At 50.0% G+C, this 19,082-nt stretch carries 19 protein-coding genes; 7 read left to right on the forward strand and 12 right to left on the reverse strand.

What is annotated here, in order from left to right; genetic code table 11:
- Nucleotides 1-2 precede the first annotated feature (2 nt).
- From secD to scfA, 3 genes are all read right to left on the reverse strand, one after another.
- Nucleotides 3-2,177: a protein translocase subunit SecD gene (secD, locus tag ACTQ3K_RS06160; protein WP_441566294.1), complete on the reverse strand. Its 2,175-nt coding sequence runs from the start codon at nucleotides 2,175-2,177 to the stop codon at nucleotides 3-5.
- A 16-nt stretch (nucleotides 2,178-2,193) separates the two neighbouring features.
- Entirely contained in the window at nucleotides 2,194-3,555 is a 1,362-nt protein-coding gene (gene scfB, locus ACTQ3K_RS06165) for a thioether cross-link-forming SCIFF peptide maturase (protein WP_441566293.1), read from the reverse strand.
- A gap of 223 nt (nucleotides 3,556-3,778) precedes the next feature.
- Nucleotides 3,779-3,922: a six-cysteine ranthipeptide SCIFF gene (gene scfA / locus ACTQ3K_RS06170; RefSeq protein ID WP_283230093.1), complete on the reverse strand. Its 144-nt coding sequence runs from the start codon at nucleotides 3,920-3,922 to the stop codon at nucleotides 3,779-3,781.
- Nucleotides 3,923-4,167: 245 nt separating this feature from the next.
- On the opposite strand from scfA, the gene ACTQ3K_RS06175 reads away from it, so the two are divergent.
- Nucleotides 4,168-4,536, forward strand: a complete 369-nt coding sequence (locus tag ACTQ3K_RS06175; protein WP_441566292.1) for a TIGR04086 family membrane protein — start codon at nucleotides 4,168-4,170, stop codon at nucleotides 4,534-4,536.
- Between the two features lie 140 nt (nucleotides 4,537-4,676).
- Here the strand turns inward: ACTQ3K_RS06175 and ACTQ3K_RS06180 are convergent, their stop codons facing one another.
- Both ACTQ3K_RS06180 and ACTQ3K_RS06185 read right to left on the reverse strand, forming a co-directional pair.
- Nucleotides 4,677-5,039, reverse strand: coding sequence for a type II toxin-antitoxin system HicB family antitoxin (locus ACTQ3K_RS06180; RefSeq protein ID WP_441566291.1), 363 nt, complete (start codon nucleotides 5,037-5,039; stop codon nucleotides 4,677-4,679).
- Complete coding sequence (locus ACTQ3K_RS06185) at nucleotides 5,023-5,280, reverse strand: toxin HicA (protein WP_441566290.1); 258 nt, start codon at nucleotides 5,278-5,280, stop codon at nucleotides 5,023-5,025. The genes ACTQ3K_RS06180 and ACTQ3K_RS06185 overlap by 17 nt, the downstream gene beginning before the upstream one ends.
- A 215-nt stretch (nucleotides 5,281-5,495) precedes the next feature.
- Here ACTQ3K_RS06185 and ACTQ3K_RS06190 point away from each other — a divergent pair, with 215 nt between their 5' ends.
- Nucleotides 5,496-6,767 (forward strand): HlyC/CorC family transporter, encoded by a 1,272-nt coding sequence (locus ACTQ3K_RS06190; RefSeq protein WP_441566289.1) that lies wholly within the window; start codon nucleotides 5,496-5,498, stop codon nucleotides 6,765-6,767.
- Nucleotides 6,768-6,969: 202 nt separating this feature from the next.
- On the opposite strand, the gene ACTQ3K_RS06195 is transcribed toward ACTQ3K_RS06190, so the two are convergent.
- The 5 genes from ACTQ3K_RS06195 to ACTQ3K_RS06215 all read right to left on the reverse strand — a co-directional run bounded on the left by ACTQ3K_RS06195 (nucleotide 6,970) and on the right by ACTQ3K_RS06215 (nucleotide 11,632).
- Nucleotides 6,970-7,536 carry a putative ABC transporter permease gene (locus ACTQ3K_RS06195; protein WP_441566288.1) on the reverse strand — a complete coding sequence of 189 codons (567 nt, stop codon included), beginning with the start codon at nucleotides 7,534-7,536 and terminating at the stop codon, nucleotides 6,970-6,972.
- A gap of 16 nt (nucleotides 7,537-7,552) precedes the next feature.
- Nucleotides 7,553-8,986: an Asp-tRNA(Asn)/Glu-tRNA(Gln) amidotransferase subunit GatB gene (gene gatB, locus ACTQ3K_RS06200; RefSeq protein ID WP_441566287.1), complete on the reverse strand. Its 1,434-nt coding sequence runs from the start codon at nucleotides 8,984-8,986 to the stop codon at nucleotides 7,553-7,555.
- Nucleotides 8,979-10,463: an Asp-tRNA(Asn)/Glu-tRNA(Gln) amidotransferase subunit GatA gene (gene gatA, locus ACTQ3K_RS06205; protein WP_441566286.1), complete on the reverse strand. Its 1,485-nt coding sequence runs from the start codon at nucleotides 10,461-10,463 to the stop codon at nucleotides 8,979-8,981. Before gatA ends, gatB begins: the two co-directional genes overlap by 8 nt.
- An 18-nt stretch (nucleotides 10,464-10,481) precedes the next feature.
- On the reverse strand, nucleotides 10,482-10,778 hold the full coding sequence (gene gatC, locus ACTQ3K_RS06210; protein ID WP_441566285.1) for an Asp-tRNA(Asn)/Glu-tRNA(Gln) amidotransferase subunit GatC: 297 nt from the start codon (nucleotides 10,776-10,778) through the stop codon (nucleotides 10,482-10,484).
- A gap of 233 nt (nucleotides 10,779-11,011) precedes the next feature.
- Nucleotides 11,012-11,632, reverse strand: coding sequence for a hypothetical protein (locus tag ACTQ3K_RS06215; protein WP_441566284.1), 621 nt, complete (start codon nucleotides 11,630-11,632; stop codon nucleotides 11,012-11,014).
- 382 nt (nucleotides 11,633-12,014) lie between these two features.
- Between ACTQ3K_RS06215 and ACTQ3K_RS06220 the strand changes: the two genes are divergently transcribed.
- From ACTQ3K_RS06220 to ACTQ3K_RS06235, 4 genes are all read left to right on the forward strand, one after another.
- Nucleotides 12,015-12,872 carry a sugar phosphate isomerase/epimerase family protein gene (locus ACTQ3K_RS06220; protein WP_441566283.1) on the forward strand — a complete coding sequence of 286 codons (858 nt, stop codon included), beginning with the start codon at nucleotides 12,015-12,017 and terminating at the stop codon, nucleotides 12,870-12,872.
- A gap of 101 nt (nucleotides 12,873-12,973) precedes the next feature.
- The gene (gene rpiB / locus ACTQ3K_RS06225; RefSeq protein ID WP_441566282.1) at nucleotides 12,974-13,429 is read left to right on the forward strand and encodes a ribose 5-phosphate isomerase B; all 456 of its coding nucleotides are present in this window, start codon (nucleotides 12,974-12,976) and stop codon (nucleotides 13,427-13,429) included.
- Between the two features lie 20 nt (nucleotides 13,430-13,449).
- Complete coding sequence (dhaL, locus tag ACTQ3K_RS06230) at nucleotides 13,450-15,198, forward strand: dihydroxyacetone kinase subunit DhaL (RefSeq protein ID WP_441566281.1); 1,749 nt, start codon at nucleotides 13,450-13,452, stop codon at nucleotides 15,196-15,198.
- Between the two features lie 83 nt (nucleotides 15,199-15,281).
- A complete protein-coding gene (locus tag ACTQ3K_RS06235; protein ID WP_441566280.1) occupies nucleotides 15,282-15,953 on the forward strand; it encodes a D-lyxose/D-mannose family sugar isomerase in 672 nt (223 codons plus the stop codon).
- 60 nt (nucleotides 15,954-16,013) lie between these two features.
- Here ACTQ3K_RS06235 and ACTQ3K_RS06240 read toward each other — a convergent pair whose 3' ends face one another.
- A complete protein-coding gene (locus ACTQ3K_RS06240; protein ID WP_441566279.1) occupies nucleotides 16,014-17,048 on the reverse strand; it encodes a helix-turn-helix domain-containing protein in 1,035 nt (344 codons plus the stop codon).
- Nucleotides 17,049-17,409: 361 nt separating this feature from the next.
- A complete protein-coding gene (locus tag ACTQ3K_RS06245) occupies nucleotides 17,410-18,486 on the reverse strand; it encodes a substrate-binding domain-containing protein (protein ID WP_441566278.1) in 1,077 nt (358 codons plus the stop codon).
- A 358-nt stretch (nucleotides 18,487-18,844) separates the two neighbouring features.
- Here ACTQ3K_RS06245 and ACTQ3K_RS06250 point away from each other — a divergent pair.
- Nucleotides 18,845-19,082 (forward strand): hypothetical protein (locus tag ACTQ3K_RS06250; RefSeq protein WP_441566277.1); only part of this gene is annotated, 238 nt, incomplete at its 3' end.

The raw sequence follows: 19,082 nt of genomic DNA on the forward strand, positions 1-19,082 counted from the left end.
CATTAATCCTGATTCCTGGATTTGATTTTCGTTTTCATCAGATACCAGATCGGGCCGGTCAGGAATACGGAGGAGTATGCACCGCATAAAATTCCGACCATCAGAGGCAGAGCGAACTCCCGGATAGAGGAAACGCCCATGATGTAAAGAACAAATACCATGATAAAGGTCGTCAAAGAGGTATAGATGCTTCTTGTCAGGGTCTGATTGATGCTCAGGTTCACCACATCGGCAAGAGTCGCCTTCTTGTCCATGGACTTGAGGTTCTCACGGATCCGGTCAAAGATAACAATCGTGGCATTGATGGAATAGCCGACGATCGTCAGCATGCAGGCGATAAAGGTATTGCCCACGCTCCATTTTGTAATGGCATAAAATGCCAGAACCACTAATACGTCATGGACCAGAGCCAGAACGGCGCTGGTTGCAAACCGGATATCCTTGAACCGGAACCAGATATAGAGCAGCATAAAGATCGTAGCCACGATCACGGAGATAACGGCATTACGCTTCATCTCACCGCTTACGGTTCCGCTGATGCTGTCGGCTGTGATATTTTCCTCAGTCACGCCATACTTCTCTTCCAGCTTGCTGTTCAGCTCCTGACGCTCCTCCACGGACAGCGTTCTTGTCTTGATGATGACCTGGCTGGAGCCGGTAACCTTCTGAGTCTCCACATTGGCATCCCCGGTCACCTTTTCCACGATCGGAACCACTTCGTTATGAATCGTCTCCATGGAAAGATCCTCATTGAAGGTTACGCTGGTGGACGTACCGCCCTTAAATTCCAGGCTGTAATTCAGAACACTTCCCTGGCTGCCGTTTGCATAGACACCCATGAAAACGAAACCGGCCACGATCACAACGAGAGAGCAGATGATACAAATGGTTTTCTTCTTAACATAATCCACCTTAAACGGTGCTTTTGCTTTTCCGTAGAACTTCTCAGACTGGAAGCCCAGGTTGTAAAGTGCATTCAGGGCAAGCTTTGTGATCACAAGAGCTGTGAACATGGAAAGTACAATACCGAGCGCCAGAGTCTGAGCAAAGCCCTTGATCGTTCCGGTTCCTCTCCACATCAGAACCGCTGCGGCGATCAGGGTTGTCACGTTACCGTCAATGATGGCGGAGAGAGCCTTATTGAAGCCCTCCTTAATGGCACCCTTTACGGTCTTTCCTGCTGCCAGCTCCTCCCGGATACGGGCGAAGATGATGACGTTTGCATCAACAGCCATACCAATGGAAAGGATAATGCCGGCGATACCGGGCAGTGTCAGGGTGATATCAAATGCACTTAAAAATACAATGGTCAGAGCCACATAGAAGGTCAGTGCAATGGCAGAAGCCAGACCGGGAATCCAGTAAACAGCAATCATCAGGGCTGCCACGATGAGAAAACCGATCACACCAGCCTTCAGGCTTGTGGAGATGGCATCCTGTCCCAGCTTCGCTCCGACTACATTGGAACGGATTTCCTTTAATTCCAGCGGCAGAGAACCGATCCGAATGGTAGATGCCAGGTTATTGGCCTCCTCATAATCGCTCATGCCGTCGATGCTGCAGTTTCCGCCAGTGATCTTCTGTCTTACGGTCGGATTGGAAACGGTTTTTCCATCATAAACAATGGCGATCCGCTTGCCCACGTTCTCCTCGGTGATCTGGGCAAATTTCTCTGCCGCCTCATCCGTGAACTGGAGAGCTACCGAATACTCCGTTGCACCGGTGGTCTGGTTCTTCTGACCTGCAGGCTGTGCGCCCTTGACATCATCGCCGGTCAGAAGCACGTTTCCGCTCTCATCCTGGAAGGAAAGACTTCCGGGCTGTCCCAGCTCCTCCAGGATCGCATTGGCATCGGACACACCGGGAATATCCACGTTGATCCGGTCGCTGCCCTCCTGGTAAACCTCGGCCTCATTGCTGTAATTCTCCACACGGAGCTTTAACTTGTAGATCGTATCTGCCATGTCGGTCGCAGAAGGATCCTCATCAACCGTCTGGTAGGTAATGCTCACACCGCCAGCCAGGTCAAGACCCAGCTTGATGTCACTCATGCTGCCGGACGCATCACTGCCGATTCCCGCAATCGCGGTATAGATAAAACCGGCGATCACGACCAGCAGAATCAGCAGACAGGCGATTCCTTTCCCCCTCTGGGGCTTGGTTCCGTTACTTTTCATCTTTGCTTTTCTCCTTTTAATCCTCGTTGGCAAGCGCGGCCTTGATCATGATGGCGCACTCGATCCGCTTTTTCTGCATCTCACAGCCGATGTCATAAGCTCCGGTAATGGAACCGTCATAATTCCAGGAATTTGCCGCACAGCCGCCGCTGCAATAGAACCGTGCAAAACAGTTCCGGCATTTTTCCTTGGCATAAACATTACAGAGCTTGAACTCATCACGCACCTCGGTGTTGGTGATTCCTGTGTCCACGGTTCCGAGAAGGAACTGCTCCTGTCCCACGAACTGATGGCAGGGATAAAGATCACCCCAGGGCGTCACGGCAAGATACTCGGTTCCTGATCCGCAGCCGGAAAGGCGCTTCGCTACGCAGGGGCCCTGGGTCAGATCGATATTAAAATGGAAGAAATTGAAGCCGTTTCCGGCCTTCTTCCGCTTAATATATTCCTTTGCCAGGCGGTCATACTCCTCGAGGATCTGAGGAAGATGCTCCTCATGGATCGCATAATCCTCCTCCGGTGCTGCCACCACCGGCTCCACAGAGATCTCCTTAAAGCCTTCGTCCGCAAAATGGAGTACATCGTTTGCGAAATCCAGATTGTATTTTGTAAACGTTCCGCGGATATAATAGCTCTTATCCCCACGGGACTTTGCAAACTTTTTAAACTTTGGCATGATAATGTCATAGCTGGAGCCTTTTCCATTTCTGGTCGGACGCATCTTATCATTGATCTCTTTCCGGCCATCGATGCTGAGCACCACATTTGCCATTTCTTTATTTAAGAAGTCAACCACTTCATCGGTCATGAGCATGCCGTTTGTGGTCATGGTAAAGCGGAAATTCTTATTGAACTCCTTTTCCTTGGAACGGCCGTATGCCACAAGCTGCTTGACTACCTCCCAGTTCATTAACGGCTCTCCGCCGAAAAAGTCCACTTCCAGGTTTCGTCTGTTTCCGGAGTTGGCAATAAGGAAATCCAGAGCTTTCCGGCCAACCTCATAGCTCATGATGGCACGGCGACCATGATACTCGCCTTCCTCGGCGAAGCAGTATTTGCAGCCCAGATTACAGTCATGGGCCACATGAAGACACAGCGCCTTTACCACAGTCTTCCTGCTCTTGAAATCCTTCACATACTGCTCATATACATCCTCGGTAAACAGTACACCGTCCTGCTTCAGCTCCTCGATCTCCTCCAGGGCTTCTCTGATATCCTCTGCAGGATACGTTCCCTCCAGAGCAGGAACGACTGCGTCTGCACCGTCCTTGTCATACACGGCAATGGCATCATATACCACATCGTCAACCACATGGACTGCGCCGCTGCACACATCCATTACGATGTTGTAGCCATTATTTTTATACTGGTGAATCAACTTTTTACTCCTCTCTGCTGCCTGATTGTCTGTTTGATCCGCGTAATGTCTGCGGCCGCTGTTTCTGCGCCGCTGTACGCAATTTACCCGGCCGGAATTTCTTTTCCCCAAACCGAATGAAAGACACTCCGCATCCGCGAAGTGCCCCTCTTACATGCCTGATCGACAATTGTGTATTGCCGCGCCGCACAATCCTGCGCACGCGCTGTCACAGCAATCTCACTTATTTATGATTCTCGCAGGACTGGTTTCCTACTGTACAGGAAGTCTTGCATGCAGACTGGCAGGAAGTCTGGCATTCGCCGCATCCGCCCTTCTTCATGGACTCCTTTAACGTACTGGAAGTTAAAGTCTTTACTCTCTTCATATCTTCTCCTCCTATCTGAATGAATCCATTTGGCTTAGTATACCACAGTTTATGGCAGTTGGAAAGAGTTTTTTAGCCTTGACCGAAAGAAAATCTGCCCCGAAAACTCCTGCCGTAACTCCTTTCCTGGAATTGTCCGACCGTTCTTTTCTCCTCCATCCCTTCATATACTGTGATAGTAATTCCACGGTTTATTATATGCTCCTGATCTCTGAACCTGATCTGTAAAAGAAAGAAGGGATTCTATGTCACAGACTCTCCGCCACAAGCTTTCCACTCTGCTTCTCTCCCTCCTGCTGGCTGCGCTGTCATCCGCACTTCTTCTGTTTATTCTCTCATTTCTCCTTTACAAGCTCCGTCTCAATAACGGAACGCTCCGTCTGTTTGTCTGTCTGATCTATGTGCTCTCCTGCTTCTCCGGAGGCTTTCTCGCCGGAAAACGGATCAAAACCAGACGCTTCCTCTGGGGCGCTGTCTCCGGACTGCTTTATGTACTGGTACTGCTTCTGCTGTCCGCACTGTCACAAGGCGGACTCCAGGCAGACACCTCCGGAATTTTGACAGCAGCAGGACTGTGTATCGGAGGCGGGACAGCCGGAGGAATGCTCAGTTGAATCCCGGATAGAACTCGGCCCCGTCCTGTTCCGCAGTCGGCACATATTAGAGTTGCCTCCCTGCGGAACAGGACGGGGCCTCGCGTTCTCTCCGGAATTCTGGTTAGAAGTCAGCTTATCCTGGTACTGGTTATCAACCTTTATTTTGAAAATATTGAATCATTTCTGGAAAGAAGATATACACAATACTGATTCATGCTGATTCCTTCTCTCCTGGAATGTTCTGCGAGGGACCTGTGCAGACTCCTGGGGATTCTTAATTTAAACTGTCCGGAATAATCTTCCAGGCTATCCGGCTCATAAATCTCCACGCCTTCTTCCAGTGCTGCCTCTAACCATGCTTTTTTCGCATCCAGTGCATTCTTCACTGCGCATTCCACAGTTTCTCCACAGGTAATACAGCCCGGCAGGTCCGGATAAGAAACTACAAATCCGCCTTCATCTTTATCTTCTACAATTTCCATACGATAGGACATTGCCATATAATCATTTAGCGTCTTCATTATTCTTCTCCTCACTCTCCACAATCTGTCTCACCATGTGAACATATACTTTCTTGATTGGTTCATGCTTTGGTATTGTAATCGGCATACAGCCTTTTTTTCTAAACGTATAATGACTGCTTCCATTTCTCGGCGCGTTCATTTCATATCCATAACTTTCCAATACTTTCCGCAGTTCATCAAACCGGAGATCCTTTGATAAAGTACAGATACGTGCTATCAGTTTATCCCACTTCGACACTCTTTATGCCCTCCTTTTTGCATTATATATGATATCATATATGGTGTCAATCTTCCATTTTAACCATACTGTCTGCTCATTGTAACATTCTCTCAACATGAAGATCTCCCTGTGAAGCAGCGATATGCCGGGCCGCAAAAGGCAAATCTTGACAGTCACTCTGAGATATTGTAAGATACTCCTTAATATAATCTTTTAAAGGAGTGTGATTTTTTTTGGACCCAAGTGACGTCATACAGTTGCTTTCTCTGATCCTGCTTTTATGCCTTTCCGCGTTCTTTTCGTCGTCGGAAACAGCCCTGCTTTCCATCTCCCAGATGCGGATCCGTACCCTGGTGGACGAAGGAAATAAACGGGCGATGACTCTGGAACGGGTCGTTTCCAACAAGAGCAAAATGCTCAGCGCGATTCTGATCGGCAATAACGTGGTGAATCTGAGTGCTTCCTCCCTGATTACTTCCCTGGTAATCAACCATTTCGGAAATGCTTATGTCGGGATTGCCACCGGAATCATTACCCTGCTGATCCTGATCTTCGGGGAGATCTCGCCAAAGACCATGGCAACGCTCCAGGCCGAAAAGGTAGCGTTAAAGGTAGCCGGGATCATTTCTGTATTGATGAAAATACTGACTCCTGTGATCTTCATTGTTAACCTGCTGGCCGGCGGTGTGCTCCGACTGATGGGTGTAGATCCAAACGCCAAGACCGATACGATTACCGAAAGTGAGCTGCGTACCATCGTAGATGTGAGCCATGAGGAGGGTGTTATCGAAAGCGAGGAGCGCCGTATGATCAACAATGTGGTGGATTTCGGCGACACCCAGGCCAAGGATGTCATGGTGCCGCGGATCGACATGGTCTTTGTGGAGGAGAATACCACCTACGATGAGCTTATGGAAGTTTACCGGGAGAATATGTTTACCCGGATTCCTGTCTATCGCGATACCACCGACAATGTGATCGGCATTATCAATATGAAGGATCTGCTTTTTTATGAAAAGAGCACTGACTTCCGGCTGAAGAATTATCTGCGGGAAGCCTACTTCACCTATGAGTTCAAAAAAACCTCCGAGCTGTTCATGGAAATGCGTCAGAATTCGGTGAGTCTCGCCATCGTGCTGGACGAATACGGCGCAACAGCCGGACTCATCACGCTGGAGGATCTTCTGGAGGAGCTGGTCGGCGAAATCCGTGACGAGTACGATGCCGATGAGTTAAAGAGCTTCCAGAAGCTTTCCGACCGGGAATACCGGGTAGAGGGTTCCATGAAGCTGGATGACATCAACGATGCCCTGGAGCTTTCCCTCTCCTCTGAGGATTATGATTCCGTGGGCGGCCTGATCATCGGCGCACTGGATCATGTTCCCGTTGCCGGAGAAGGCGTTACGGTGGACAACATCCGTTTCGTTGTGGAAAAAATGGACAAAAACCGGATCGAGTGGGTACGGATGACCTTGCCCCCGCCGGATAAAACAGAAGCAGAATAAACATCAGTCACTTTGTCTGACAACATAGAAAAGCGTTTTTTGTTTCACTGGACGCACTTGCCTGTGAAATAAACAAACAGACCATTCAGAGGCAGCTCTCGATCAGAGCCGGATGAATGGTCTGTTTTTGTTTTATATCATTGTTTCTTCTTATATCACTGTTTTTTCAGAACCGACCAGGCCGATCCTTCTTTGCTTCGTCTTACTTCACCGACAAGATCCCGTCTTTATCCAGTCCCTCGTTATTCTTCGCCTTTGCCACGCAGTATGCAAAGTCTGCAATATAGTACACAGCGGCGGCGATGACCAGGATCTTTCCGAATGTCATGCTGTAGCTGTCGGCCAGCGCAGAAATCCACTTATGAACGAACAGGAACAGGCAGACCGCATAAAGCCCCCAGGCAAGGGTGCTTTCCAGGCAAAGGATCCCCTTGTAGTTAAAGGGTTTGTCCTTGTAATCCCACCAGACAGCCCCCAGAGTCCGGATCATGACCTTCGCCACCAGAAATTCCAGGATCGTTGCGGAAACACAGCCCGCCACATACAATAAAATCTTATTATGGGCGATGGGACTGAACAGAAAATATGCCCCTAAAAACCCCACACCGTAGATCGGGCAGATCGGGCCGCGGACAAAACCGCGGTTGGTCAGCCGCTTATTGCAAAACGACATGTAGGCCGATTCCAGAAACCAGCCCAGGATGCTGTACAGCAGAAACCAGTTGACGGCATGGTACAGATCCGTTGAAAATACTCGCAGATTCCACATCACGTTTCCCCCGTTTTTAATTCAGAAGCTCACCGAGGATCTGATTGATCATAGCCGGATCTGCCTTGCCTTTCATGGCTTTCATCGTCTGACCTACCAGGAATCCGATGGCTTTCTTCTTTCCGTTTTTGTAGTCCTCCACCGACTGGGGATTGTTCTTCACGATCTCCTCGATGGTTGTCCGCAGTGCGCCCTCATCCTGTACCATGCAAAGGCCCTTCTCCTCCACATAAACAGCCGGATCCATATCCTCATCAAACATGATCTCGAAGACCTCTTTTGCTACGGTACGGTTGATCTTTCCCTGATCCACCAGGCCGATCAGCGCTGCCAGGTGCTCCGGGCTGAAGGAAATGTCAGAAGCATCCATTTCTTTCTCTTTTAAGAGGCGCATGGTCTCCACCATAAGCCAGTTGGAAACCTCCTTGGGCCTGCAGCCGAGAGCAATGGTCTCTTCGAACAGATCTGCCATTCTCTTTTCGGAGGTAATGATATTGATATCATAGTCGGGAATTCCGAACTCTTCCTTATAGCGCACCCGCTTCTCATCACAAAACTCCGGCTGCTTCGCGCGGATCTCATCCAGCCACTCATCGCTGATCACCACAGGAACAAGATCCGGCTCAGGGAAATAACGGTAATCCTGCGCATCTTCCTTGGAACGCATCGCATAGGAGCATTCCTTGTTGTCGTCCCACCGTCTCGTCTCCTGAACCACCTTGCCGCCGTCCTCGATGATATCGATCTGGCGGTTCTTCTCGCCCTCAATGGCCCTTGCGATGGCACGGAAGGAGTTCAGATTCTTCATTTCGGTTCTTGTTCCGAACTGCTCTGCTCCCACCTCACGGACAGACAGGTTCACATCGGCACGCATGGAGCCCTCCTGGAGCTTGCAGTCCGATGCGCCCAGGTACTGAATGATCAGACGCAGCTTTTCCAGATAAGCGATAACCTCCTCGGCACTTCTCATATCCGGCTCGGAAACGATCTCGATCAGCGGCACGCCGCTCCGGTTAAAGTCCACCAGCGTACACTCCTCCCACTCATCATGGATCAGCTTTCCGGCGTCCTCCTCCATATGGATCTCATGGATTCCGATGGTCTTTTTCCCGTTCTCTGTCTCGATCTCGATCCCGCCGTTTCGGCAGATGGGCAGATACAGCTGGGAGATCTGGTAGTTCTGAGGGTTATCGGGATAAAAATAATTCTTCCGGTCGAACTTGCAGTACTGCGTGATCGTACAGTTGGTCGCCAGGCCCACCGCCGCCGCATATTCTACAACCTGCTTGTTGAGCACCGGCAGAGAACCGGGCATTCCGGTGCAGACCGGACAGGTATGGGTATTGGGCTCGCCCCCGAACTGGGTGCTGCAGCCGCAGAAAATCTTTGTCTTTGTCGCCAGCTCCACATGAACTTCCAGGCCGATGACGGTTTCATACTGTTTACTCATTCTCGGAAGCTCCTTTCTTTGCCATGGGGCAGTGCTCATAGCTTCTTGTCTGTTCATATGCATAAGCCGCACGGATCAGCTCCTTTTCCTGGAAGCAGTCCCCGATCAGCTGCATACCGATCGGAAGTCCCCTGCTGTCGGTTCCGCAGGGAATGCTGAGTCCGGGCAGACCCGCCAGATTCACAGAAATCGTATAAATATCTCCCAGATACATCTTAATGGGATCACTCAGGCTCTCTCCCAGCTTCGGAGCCGTTGTGGGAGCCGCAGGCGCCAGGATCAGATCATAGTTTGCAAACGCCTTGTCGAATGCCTGCTTGATCAGTGCCTTCGTCCGCAGTGCCTTTAAATAATAGGCATCATAATATCCGCTGCTGAGCACAAAGGAGCCCAGCATGATCCGCCGCTTTACCTCTGCGCCGAAGCCCTCGGATCTTGTATTCTTATACATTTTATGAAGGCCCTCGCCATCCTCGGTGCGGTAGCCGTACTTCACACCGTCAAACCGTGCCAGATTGGAGCTTGCCTCCGCCGAAGCGATAACATAATACGCAGGAATTGCATACTGAACCAGGCTCAGATCAAACTCTTCCAGAATCGCGCCCTTCTTTTCCAGCTCCTTCGCAGCATTCAGAATCGCTTCTTTTACCTCAGGGTCCAGTCCCTCTCCGAAATAGTCTCTCGGAATACCGATCTTCATGCCCTTGACATCGTCCACCAGCGCCTCGGTGAAATGATAATCCTCTCTTGCCACACTGGTGCTGTCCTTGGGATCATGAGATGCGAGAATCTCCAGGATCGTCGCACAGTCGGTCACATCCTTTGCCACCGGCCCGATCTGATCCAGGGAAGAACCGTAGGCGATCAGTCCGTAACGGGAAACCGTTCCGTAGGTGGGCTTGATTCCGACCACGCCGCAGAAGGAACTGGGCTGGCGGATAGAGCCGCCGGTGTCAGATCCCAGCGCATAAGAGCATTCCTCCGCAGCCACAGCTGAACAGGAGCCGCCGGAGGAGCCGCCGGGCACATGCTCCGGATTCCAGGGATTCTTTGTCACTCCATAATAGGAGGTTTCTGTAGTACTTCCCATGGCAAACTCGTCCATGTTTGTCTTTCCGATGATCACAGCGCCGGCCTTTTCCAGGTTCCGCACTGCCTCTGCGGTATAGGGCGGAATAAAATTCTCAAGAATCTTCGAGCTGCAGGTTGTCCGCACACCCTCGGTACACATATTATCCTTCACGGCCACCGGCACACCGGCCAGCGGGCTCATGAGGACACCATCATCAATCAGTCTCTGGACTTCATCCGCACGCTTTAACACGGCCTCTTTATCTGCCACAGTCACAAAGCTGTGGATATCAGCTTCTCTTGCTTCAATAGCCGCCATGGATGCCTCTGCCGCTTCCCGCACAGAAACCTCCCCGGCCTGTATTTTCTTTCCCAGCTCAACAGCTGTCAGACTCATCAGATCCACGGTCTTTCCTCCTGTCATTTAATCAAAGGTTCTCGGCACCTTATAGCAGCCGTCCTTCTGCTCCGGTGCATTGGAAAGCATTGCTTCCCGCTGATTTTCATTGGTCACAACATCCTCACGGAATACATTGTTCACAGGGAATACATGGGACATAGGCTCCACCCCGTCTGTATCAAGCTCATTGAGCATATCAATATAATCCAGCATATTCGCCATATCGGTCTTTGCCGCTTCCTTTTCTTCTTCAGAAAGCGAAAGCTTTGCAAGGATCCCCACATATTCAATGGTTTCATCGCTGATCACGTTCTTTGCCATTTCTGCTCCTTTCTGCGCAGCACCGCCTGTTTCTTCCTATTAAAATACCCCGGAACATACGCCAGTATATTCCGGGGCGAATCGGCTGAAAAAGTTCCCGCTTTATCGTACCACAGCTTGCCTTCGTTGACAAGGGGAAACCTCCGCTTTCCTGCCGTTCTCCGGCCTCGTTTCCGGGCATTTCCCGGCATTTCCGGTCATTTCCCCGGCAGCCGCAGGGCAGCTCTTACCAGTTACTCTTCCTTTGCGCTTTCAGACTCCGAAGCTTCGTTTTCGCTCTGATCTGCGTCTTCGTTCTTGTCCTCCGCATCTTCATCATCCGTCTCATATTCTTCCTCGACCGGATTCTGGTATACCTTTGCGCGTGATGCTACAGAAGAGGTCTGAGTCGGTGTGGATGCAAAGACGTTCTTGATCTTTTCCGTGGTGCTCAGCTTCTCCGGCATGGGCTCTCCGGACTCAGCCGCCTCTCTGGCCGCCTCCTCCTCTTCGGTCTGCTTGATCCGCTTTTTTAATTTCCAGCAGACATACAACAGCCAGACTGCCGTTCCGCCAAACAGAATCACAAAAAAGATCTTTAAGATCATATCCTTTCCGGACGCCACGTTTCCGTCATAGATCGCCTGACCTGTCACAAAGGCCGTATACATTAAGTAAACTGCCGCCACCGTATAAAGTCCGAGAACCGTCTTATCATTCCGCTCCCGCTTCCTGGCCCCGAACAGGCCACGGCGCTCTGTCGGTTCTTCCTTACTTTCCTGCTCCACGGTTTCTTTTTCACACTCAGAATCCTGTACTTCCTCAGAAGTCTGATGCTCCAATTCCGCCTCGATCGATTTTTTTTCTTCTTCCAATTTCAACCACCTTTCCGCCTGTTCTGTCATTTCCCCGGATTTTTTCTTTTCTTCTCTTCAGACTCCGGCGCAAACAGGCGTACATTTTATTTTATCATTAAACCACCGCTTCTGGCAATGACTTTATGCTTTTTTCATGATTTTTCGGTTTTCAACATTATAGACAGAATTTTCGTACCCCCCTCCATTCTTACATTAGTAATAATCAACAAATTCCGACTTGTTCTCATGTGAAAAATGACCGTTTTCTCTTGACATTTTCCTCTTTTCCGTGTAATCTATAATCAGGGATTTTGGGGAAATTGTAAAATTGCACAGTTCCCCCTTTTCCAGAAACGGCAATGATTAAACTGAAATAAAAAAGAATCAAGGAGGACGTATTATGTATTTCAAGTTCGGTGTTGACAGCTTTATCTGGACCGAAGACTTCAAAGAAAAAGATCTTTGGATCATCCGTAAAGCAAAGGAAATGGGCTTTGAAGTGATTGACTTTGCAATCGCAAATCCTTTCACATTCCCGACCGAAGCAGTAAAGGCAGAGTTAGAGAAGGTTGGTATCGACTGCGTATGCACCACAACCCTGACCGCCGAGACAAACCCGATCTCCCCCGATCCCGAGATCCGGAAAGCTTCTGTAAAGGCTATGAAGAAGTGTATTGATATCTGTAATACCCTCGGTGCTCCGATCCTGGGCGGCGTAAACTACGCAGCATGGGGTTACCTGACCAAGAAGCCCCGTACCGAGCAGGAATGGAACTGGGCGGTTGAATGCATGAAAGAAAATACCGCTTATGCAAAGGAAACCGGTGACGTTGTGATCTGCGTGGAGTGCGTAAACCGTTTCGAGACTCATATGTTAAACATCGCCGAGGATGCTGTGAAGTTCTGTAAGGATGTAGGCGGCGACAACATCAAGGTTCATCTTGACTGCTTCCATATGATCCGTGAAGAGAAGAGCTATTCCGGCGCTGTAAAGACCTGCGGCAAGGAATACCTCGGCTATATCCATGTAAATGAAAACGACAGAGGAATCCCCGGAACCGGACTTGTTCCTTTCAAGGAGTTCTTCCAGGCAGTCCATGATATCGGCTATGACGGACCTCTGGTAATCGAATCCTTTGATCCCAGCTTCACCGAGCTTGCCGGAAACTGTGCAATCTGGCGTAATTTCGCCCCCACCGGCGAGGATCTGGCACGCGACGGTCTGGCAAACCTGAAGGCAATCGCTGCTGAGCTGTAAAAATGGTTGTCACACAGGAACTGTCTCCTGTGCTATAAGATAATTCCGGTCTGCACGGCTTTTGCTTTGCAGACCAGCTGATGAAAAGAGGTAATAGAAAAATGAAAATCGCAATCGGCTGTGACGAGGCTGCATATGCATTAAAGGTAGCCATCATGAAGCATCTGGACACCAAGGAAGACATCGAATACAAGGATTTCGGTGCTGCAGAAGGAGAAGTGATCCTTTATCCCGACGTTGCACAGAAGGTCGCTGAGGCCGTTGCACGCGGTGAATTCGACCGCGGTATCCTGGTATGCGGTACCGGTCTCGGTATGTGCATCGTTGCCAACAAGGTTCCCGGCATCCGTGCGGCAGTATGCCACGATCCTTTCTCCACCGAGCGTTCCAGAAAGAGCAACAACGCACAGATCATGTGCATGGGCGAACGTGTAATCGGCGTTGAGCTGGCCAAGTACCTGGTTGATATCTGGTTAAAGTGTGATTTCGCCGGCGGCGGATCTGCTCCCAAGGTTGCCAGAATCAATGAAATCGATGAATCTTACCGTAAGCTTTAATATTTAAAGGAGTCTTTCCCATGAATATGATTATCAACAATCCCGACTATGTAGTTGAAGATATGTTAAAGGGCTTTGCAGCCGCCAACAGCGACATCATCGCCCCCACTGAAAATTCCAGAGTATTTAAGTATGTCGGCGCTCCCGTTGAGGGCAAGGTCGGCATCGTAACCGGCGGCGGCTCCGGCCATAAGCCTGCATTCATCGGCTATGTGGGCAAGAACATGTGTGATGCCGTAGCATGCGGCGAGATCTTCGCATCCCCCTCTGCAAAGGCTTTCGAGGCTGCCATTGAGGCTGCCGATGCCGGAAAGGGCGTTGCCGTTCTCTACGGTAACTATGCCGGCGACAACATGAACGTAAAAATGGCTATGCGTGCAGCTGAAAAGAAGGGCATTGCCGTAAAAAAGGTCGTTGCCAATGATGACGTTCCCTCCGCAGCTCCCGACAAGCGCGAAAACCGCCGTGGCGTGGCAGGAGAGATCCTGATGTGGAAGGTCGGCGGTGCAAAGGCTGCTATGGGCGGTTCTCTTGACGAGGTTGTCGCAGCAGCACAGAAGGCCATCGACAATACACGTTCCGTTGGTATCGGTACCGCTCCCTGCACCATTCCTTCCAACGGTGTTCCCACCTTCCAGATCGCAGAAGGCACCATGGAAGTCGGTGTTGGTCACCACGGAGAATCCGGTATGGCTGTAAAGCCTCTGGGAACTGCCAATGAAATGGCAGAGGAAATGCTCGATATCATCCTCCCCGATCTTCCCTTCAAGGAAGGTGATGAGGTTGTTACCCTGCTGTCCGGCCTCGGCGCTACCCCTGTTATGGAGCAGTATATCGTATACGGCAGAGTAGATGAGCTGTTAAGAGAAAAAGGAATCAAGGTTTATAAGGCATACGTTGGAAACTATTTCACCTCCCTGGAGATGAAGGGTGTTACCCTGACTGTTATGAAGCTGGATGATGAATTAAAGAAATGCATCGACCTGCCCTGCGATACAGTCGGTTTAAAGCAGCTTCCCTTAGACGGCGCTGTTCAGGAAACGCTCCACAAGCAGGCTGCTTCCGTAAAGCATGAGGCTTCCGAAGAAGCTTCCAAGGCTGCCCAGAAATCCACTCATGTGGTTTCCGGTGCTTCCGTAAAGAATGCAGAAGCCGGCCCGGTTGTTATGAGTCTCATCAAGACCATCCAGACCAACAAGGATTATCTCTGCGAAGTAGACAGCAAGATCGGTGACGGCGATCACGGCCTGAACATGAACAAGGGCTTCACCATGACCGAAGAAAAGCTGGCCGGAACGACCTACAGCCTTTCCGACGGACTTGCCGTTCTCAGCCAGATCCTGAAAGAGGACATCGGCGGTTCCATGGGACCTCTTTACGGAACCTTCTTCGAGGAGATGGGTGATGCGTGTGCAAACGAAGAAGCCATCGACGCTGAAATCTTTAAGACCATGATCAACAATGCCGTTGACGGCGTTATGGATGTCGGCAGTGCAAAGCCCGGTGATAAGTGTCTGTTAGACGCAATGGATCCTGCAAGAAATGCTTACAACGCTGCTCTGGAGGCCGGAAAAGATTTTGTATCCGCCCTGGATGACATGAAGAACGCAGCAAAAGACGGCTGGCAGTCCACCAAGAACATGGTAGCCAAGATTGGCCGTGCACGTTTCCACGGTGAGCAGAGCGTTGGCCTGCTGGATGCCGGTGCAACAAGTGCTTACCTGATGCTGACCGCAATCGCTGATTCCATGAAAGAACTGGCAAAATAATTGGGATTTTCCCTTGTTTCCGGTTCGCAATTGTATTATGATAGAGAAGACCAGAAAGGTCTTTTCGAAAGGAGATAGATAAAATGAAACGTTCTGTTATCAACACAAACATCGAATGGGCTATGGATCTTTGCAAGGAATTACATTTCAATCTTCCTGATTTTGCTTACTGGACTCCCGAAGACTGGGAAGCAAAGAAGGATATTACAGACCGTATGCGCAAGGTAGCTATGGGCTGGGATGTAACAGACTATGCAAGCAACGACTTTGACAAGCGCGGCGCTGTTCTGTTTACTCTGCGTAACGGCGAGATGGATGATCCCGGACGTCCCTACTGCGAAAAAATGATCGCTATGAAGGATGGTCAGGAGCTTCCGATGCACTTCCATTATGATAAAACAGAGGACATCATCAACCGTGCAGGCGGCGTTCTCTGCATCCAGGTTTTCAACAGCACCAGCAAGGAAGACGGCTACAAGCTGGATACCGAGTCTGATGTAACTCTGTACCTGGACGGTGTTAAGAAGACTATGCCCGCAGGCACAACCATCAAGGTTACAAACGGCAACAGCGTAACCCTGACTCCTTATGTATACCACAGATTCTATGCTGAGGGCGGCCCGGTTATCGTTGGTGAGGTTTCCAAGGTTAACGATGACGCAAAGGACAACCACTTTGTAGAAGAGCTGGTTATGACCATCGAAGAGGACGAACCCGTTCGTCACAACCTCTGCGGCGGCTATGTAATGAAATAAGTTACATATTACGACCAGTAAGTGTAAATGAAGGGAGCCCGCTTTTGGCGGGCTCTTCTTTTATTTTTCCTCATAGTTTTTTCCTGTGAGCAGTCTTACAAGCGCCTCCAGGGCAGCGTAGAGGACGCCTGAAACAGCCCAGATGATCCAGGTCCGATCCCATCGACCCGTGGAAAAGCTCACTGCCAGGTAACCGGCAGTGATCAGGCACCAGTACACGCCGGACAGTGCATTCCTGCGTTCCCGGCTTTTCTTCTCACTTTCTTTAAACTCTCCGCTCTGCAGCAGAATATCGTATGACGATTTGATCATGGAGGCCCAGGTAATCACTGCCACGCTTATCGCCACGATCACCAGCAGAAATACGATACAGGCTCCATAAACCCACTCAGAGACCGTTCCTGAGACTCCTGCAATTACAACAGGGATTGCAGACACAATACAGCCCACCACGCTTCCTCCAAGACAGATTCCATATATATGACCAAAGGCCTCCTTTCGGCCTGTGACCCAGTCTGCTGCAGCTGGCTCAATCACAAACCCTTCATTTCGCAAATACTCAAACCGCTGTTCCCTTATGCCTGACCAGATAAAGAAAAACACAGCAATCCCTACCATTACCAGCAGCACGGTCAGCCCGATTCCTCCAGCAATTCCTTCTGTAATCCCCGGAATCCTGCTTTCCGCCAGTCCTCCAAGAAGAATCAGAGGCACCGGACTCAGAATACAAAGTGCTACCGCTCCGGCAACCCAGGGCGCCGCTGTCTCTCTGGACTCCAGATAGGTTTCTGCCTCTTCCTGACTGATCAGGCGTACTGTATCAAAGTCATCCTTGCGATATTCTGAATGTTCTGAACGATTCTCTGTTTCATTTCTCTGGGCTTCGCTCCTGTCCGACTCAGTCTCCTTCAGAAGATAATCTGTAGTAACCCCAAATACCTTAGACAGTCCCAGAAGCTTTGTCAGATCCGGTACCGACTGGCCGCTCTCCCACTTGGAGACTGCCTGTCTGGACACGCCCAGCCGCTCTGCCAGTTCTTCCTGTGACCAGCCCTGTTTCTTCCGCTCGCCTGCAATTTTCTCCGATAGTTTCATCTTTTACCCTCCTGCGTCCGCTTCTTTCCACCACGGATACAGAACTATTTTACCATGTTCCTGCCTGTCATTCTACCATCTGTGCCTGCCAATCTGTCAACCGGCAGTTGCAGATGGCTATTTTACGATGTTTTCCAGATTTTCCGCCTGTATATCCTCACAGCCCTCTTCATTATCGCGGTGTACCACCGGCACTCCTGTTCCAGCTGTTTCATAAGGCTTTTTTCTATAATGAAAAAAGATCCCCGCGGAGCGCTTTTTCTTTCATAGGGCGAACTTTCCTATGAAAGAAAAAAGGGCCATGTGCTTTCGCACATAGCCCTGTCTTTATTCGTTATACCGTATGTAACTTAGCTTTAAATTACTTCAGGTACTGGTCAACGTTGTCCTTTGTTACAAGAACGAAGTCTACCATGATGTTCTTATCAGCAGGCGCCTTGCCGTCCTTGATAGCTGCTACCATAGCATCGATACCAGCACCAAGCTGACCTACACCATCCTGAAGAACGGTTGCGCCAAGCTCGCCATCCTTAACCATCTGGAGAGGAGTCTGGTTGCCGTCAACGCCTACACAGATGATATCGTTTCTGCCCTGAGCGTTGCAAGCGGACTGTGCAGCGGAGCTCATGTCATCATTATCACAGATGATTGCTACCAGCTCATCGCCGTACTTAGCAATTGCATTCTCAGCAGCGGTTGCAGCCTTCTCGCCGCTCCACTGTGTATCTTCATCAGCTACCATTTCAAAGCTGCTGATAGGATCAAGGATGTTGTGCATACCTTCGGTTCTCTGGATCTGAGCGGAGTTACCAAGGATACCGTTGCAGTGTACATACTTACCACCGTTCGGGCAGTTATCCTTTACCCAGGTACCAAGAAGCTCGCCTGCGTATACATCATCAGAACCGGAGAAGACCCAAGCCTTCTCGTCTGTGCTTTTTGTCTTGGAATTGAATACGATTACATGGATTCCAGCATCTGCCATCTGAACAACAGCGGGATCGGAAGCCTCTGCCTCAGCGGGAGCGATGAATACGAAATCACAGCCCTTTGTGATGCAGTCCTGAGCACAGTTGATCTGTACATCGGGAAGTGTCTGACCATCAAGAATACCTGTCCAGTCGTCAATGGTTCCATCAGCCTTCAGAGCATCAAACTTTTCTTCTGCACTGGTATTGATAGGTCCGTGGAAGGGGTCAGTCAGGTTCTTGGAGATGTAACCAACGATAATCTTGCCATCACCGTTTACGTCAGCTACGAAATCGCCTTCAGCTGCCTTTGTCTCTTCTGCTTTCTTCGTCTCTTCTGCTTTCTTTGTCTCTTCTGCTGCCTTTGTGGTCTCAGCTGCCTTTGTGGTTTCGGTCTTCTTGTCGCCGCCACAAGCTGCCATACTTACAACCATCATGGAAGCTAAAAGAACTGCCAACACTTTTTTCATTTCTTTTTCCTCCTTTTTCTTTAGCTTGTCTATCAAGCTCTTGTTCATATTAGCACATTTCATATGACAAGTCAATGGTTTTTCATAAAATTTGACTAAATGGTTTTTTCAATTATTTTACCATATTAGTTACAATTTTCATAAAAACCGACATATTACCCAAATCACCGCGTTACTTTCACTTAGATTCTACCAGTTTCGTCATGTATTTGATTTGTGAAAAAAATATTTATTTCACCAGTTTCACCCGTCAGCCTCAGAAAAGAACTGTCCGGAAAGAAGCTCGCTTCTTCTTCGGACAGGACTTTCCTGAGGTGATGGGCGGAACGCCCATTTAGCCATAGACATAAGCCGGACCGTGACAGGCTGTCACTGGACGGCGGCAGACTGTTACCGGACGGCGACGGCTGCCCGGCAGACGGTCTATGGCCTGACGGTGACAGACACATCCCCGGCAGGCAATACCGGCCTGCCTTTCCCTACACGATGGGCGGAACGCCCATTTAGCCATAGACATAAGCCGGACCGTGACAGGCTGTCACTGGACGGCGGCAGACTGTTACCGGACGGCGACGGCTGCCCGGCAGACGGTCTAT

Source organism: Candidatus Paralachnospira sp. LCP21S3_A2, assembly GCF_052118925.1.
Classification (GTDB): Bacteria; Bacillota; Clostridia; order Lachnospirales; family Lachnospiraceae; genus Lientehia.

What these genes read in the sequence shown, in the direction of transcription:
- secD (WP_441566294.1), bottom strand. Translation starts at nt 2,177, where the DNA reads ATGAAAAGTAACGGAACCAAGCCCCAGAGGGGGAAAGGAATCGCCTGT.
- scfA (WP_283230093.1), bottom strand. Translation starts at nt 3,922, where the DNA reads ATGAAGAGAGTAAAGACTTTAACTTCCAGTACGTTAAAGGAGTCCATG.
- ACTQ3K_RS06175 (WP_441566292.1), top strand. Translation starts at nt 4,168, where the DNA reads ATGTCACAGACTCTCCGCCACAAGCTTTCCACTCTGCTTCTCTCCCTC.
- ACTQ3K_RS06180 (WP_441566291.1), bottom strand. Translation starts at nt 5,039, where the DNA reads ATGAAGACGCTAAATGATTATATGGCAATGTCCTATCGTATGGAAATT.
- ACTQ3K_RS06195 (WP_441566288.1), bottom strand. Translation starts at nt 7,536, where the DNA reads ATGTGGAATCTGCGAGTATTTTCAACGGATCTGTACCATGCCGTCAAC.
- gatB (WP_441566287.1), bottom strand. Translation starts at nt 8,986, where the DNA reads ATGAGTAAACAGTATGAAACCGTCATCGGCCTGGAAGTTCATGTGGAG.
- gatC (WP_441566285.1), bottom strand. Translation starts at nt 10,778, where the DNA reads ATGGCAAAGAACGTGATCAGCGATGAAACCATTGAATATGTGGGGATC.
- ACTQ3K_RS06220 (WP_441566283.1), top strand. Translation starts at nt 12,015, where the DNA reads ATGTATTTCAAGTTCGGTGTTGACAGCTTTATCTGGACCGAAGACTTC.
- rpiB (WP_441566282.1), top strand. Translation starts at nt 12,974, where the DNA reads ATGAAAATCGCAATCGGCTGTGACGAGGCTGCATATGCATTAAAGGTA.
- dhaL (WP_441566281.1), top strand. Translation starts at nt 13,450, where the DNA reads ATGAATATGATTATCAACAATCCCGACTATGTAGTTGAAGATATGTTA.
- ACTQ3K_RS06235 (WP_441566280.1), top strand. Translation starts at nt 15,282, where the DNA reads ATGAAACGTTCTGTTATCAACACAAACATCGAATGGGCTATGGATCTT.
- ACTQ3K_RS06240 (WP_441566279.1), bottom strand. Translation starts at nt 17,048, where the DNA reads ATGAAACTATCGGAGAAAATTGCAGGCGAGCGGAAGAAACAGGGCTGG.
- ACTQ3K_RS06245 (WP_441566278.1), bottom strand. Translation starts at nt 18,486, where the DNA reads ATGAAAAAAGTGTTGGCAGTTCTTTTAGCTTCCATGATGGTTGTAAGT.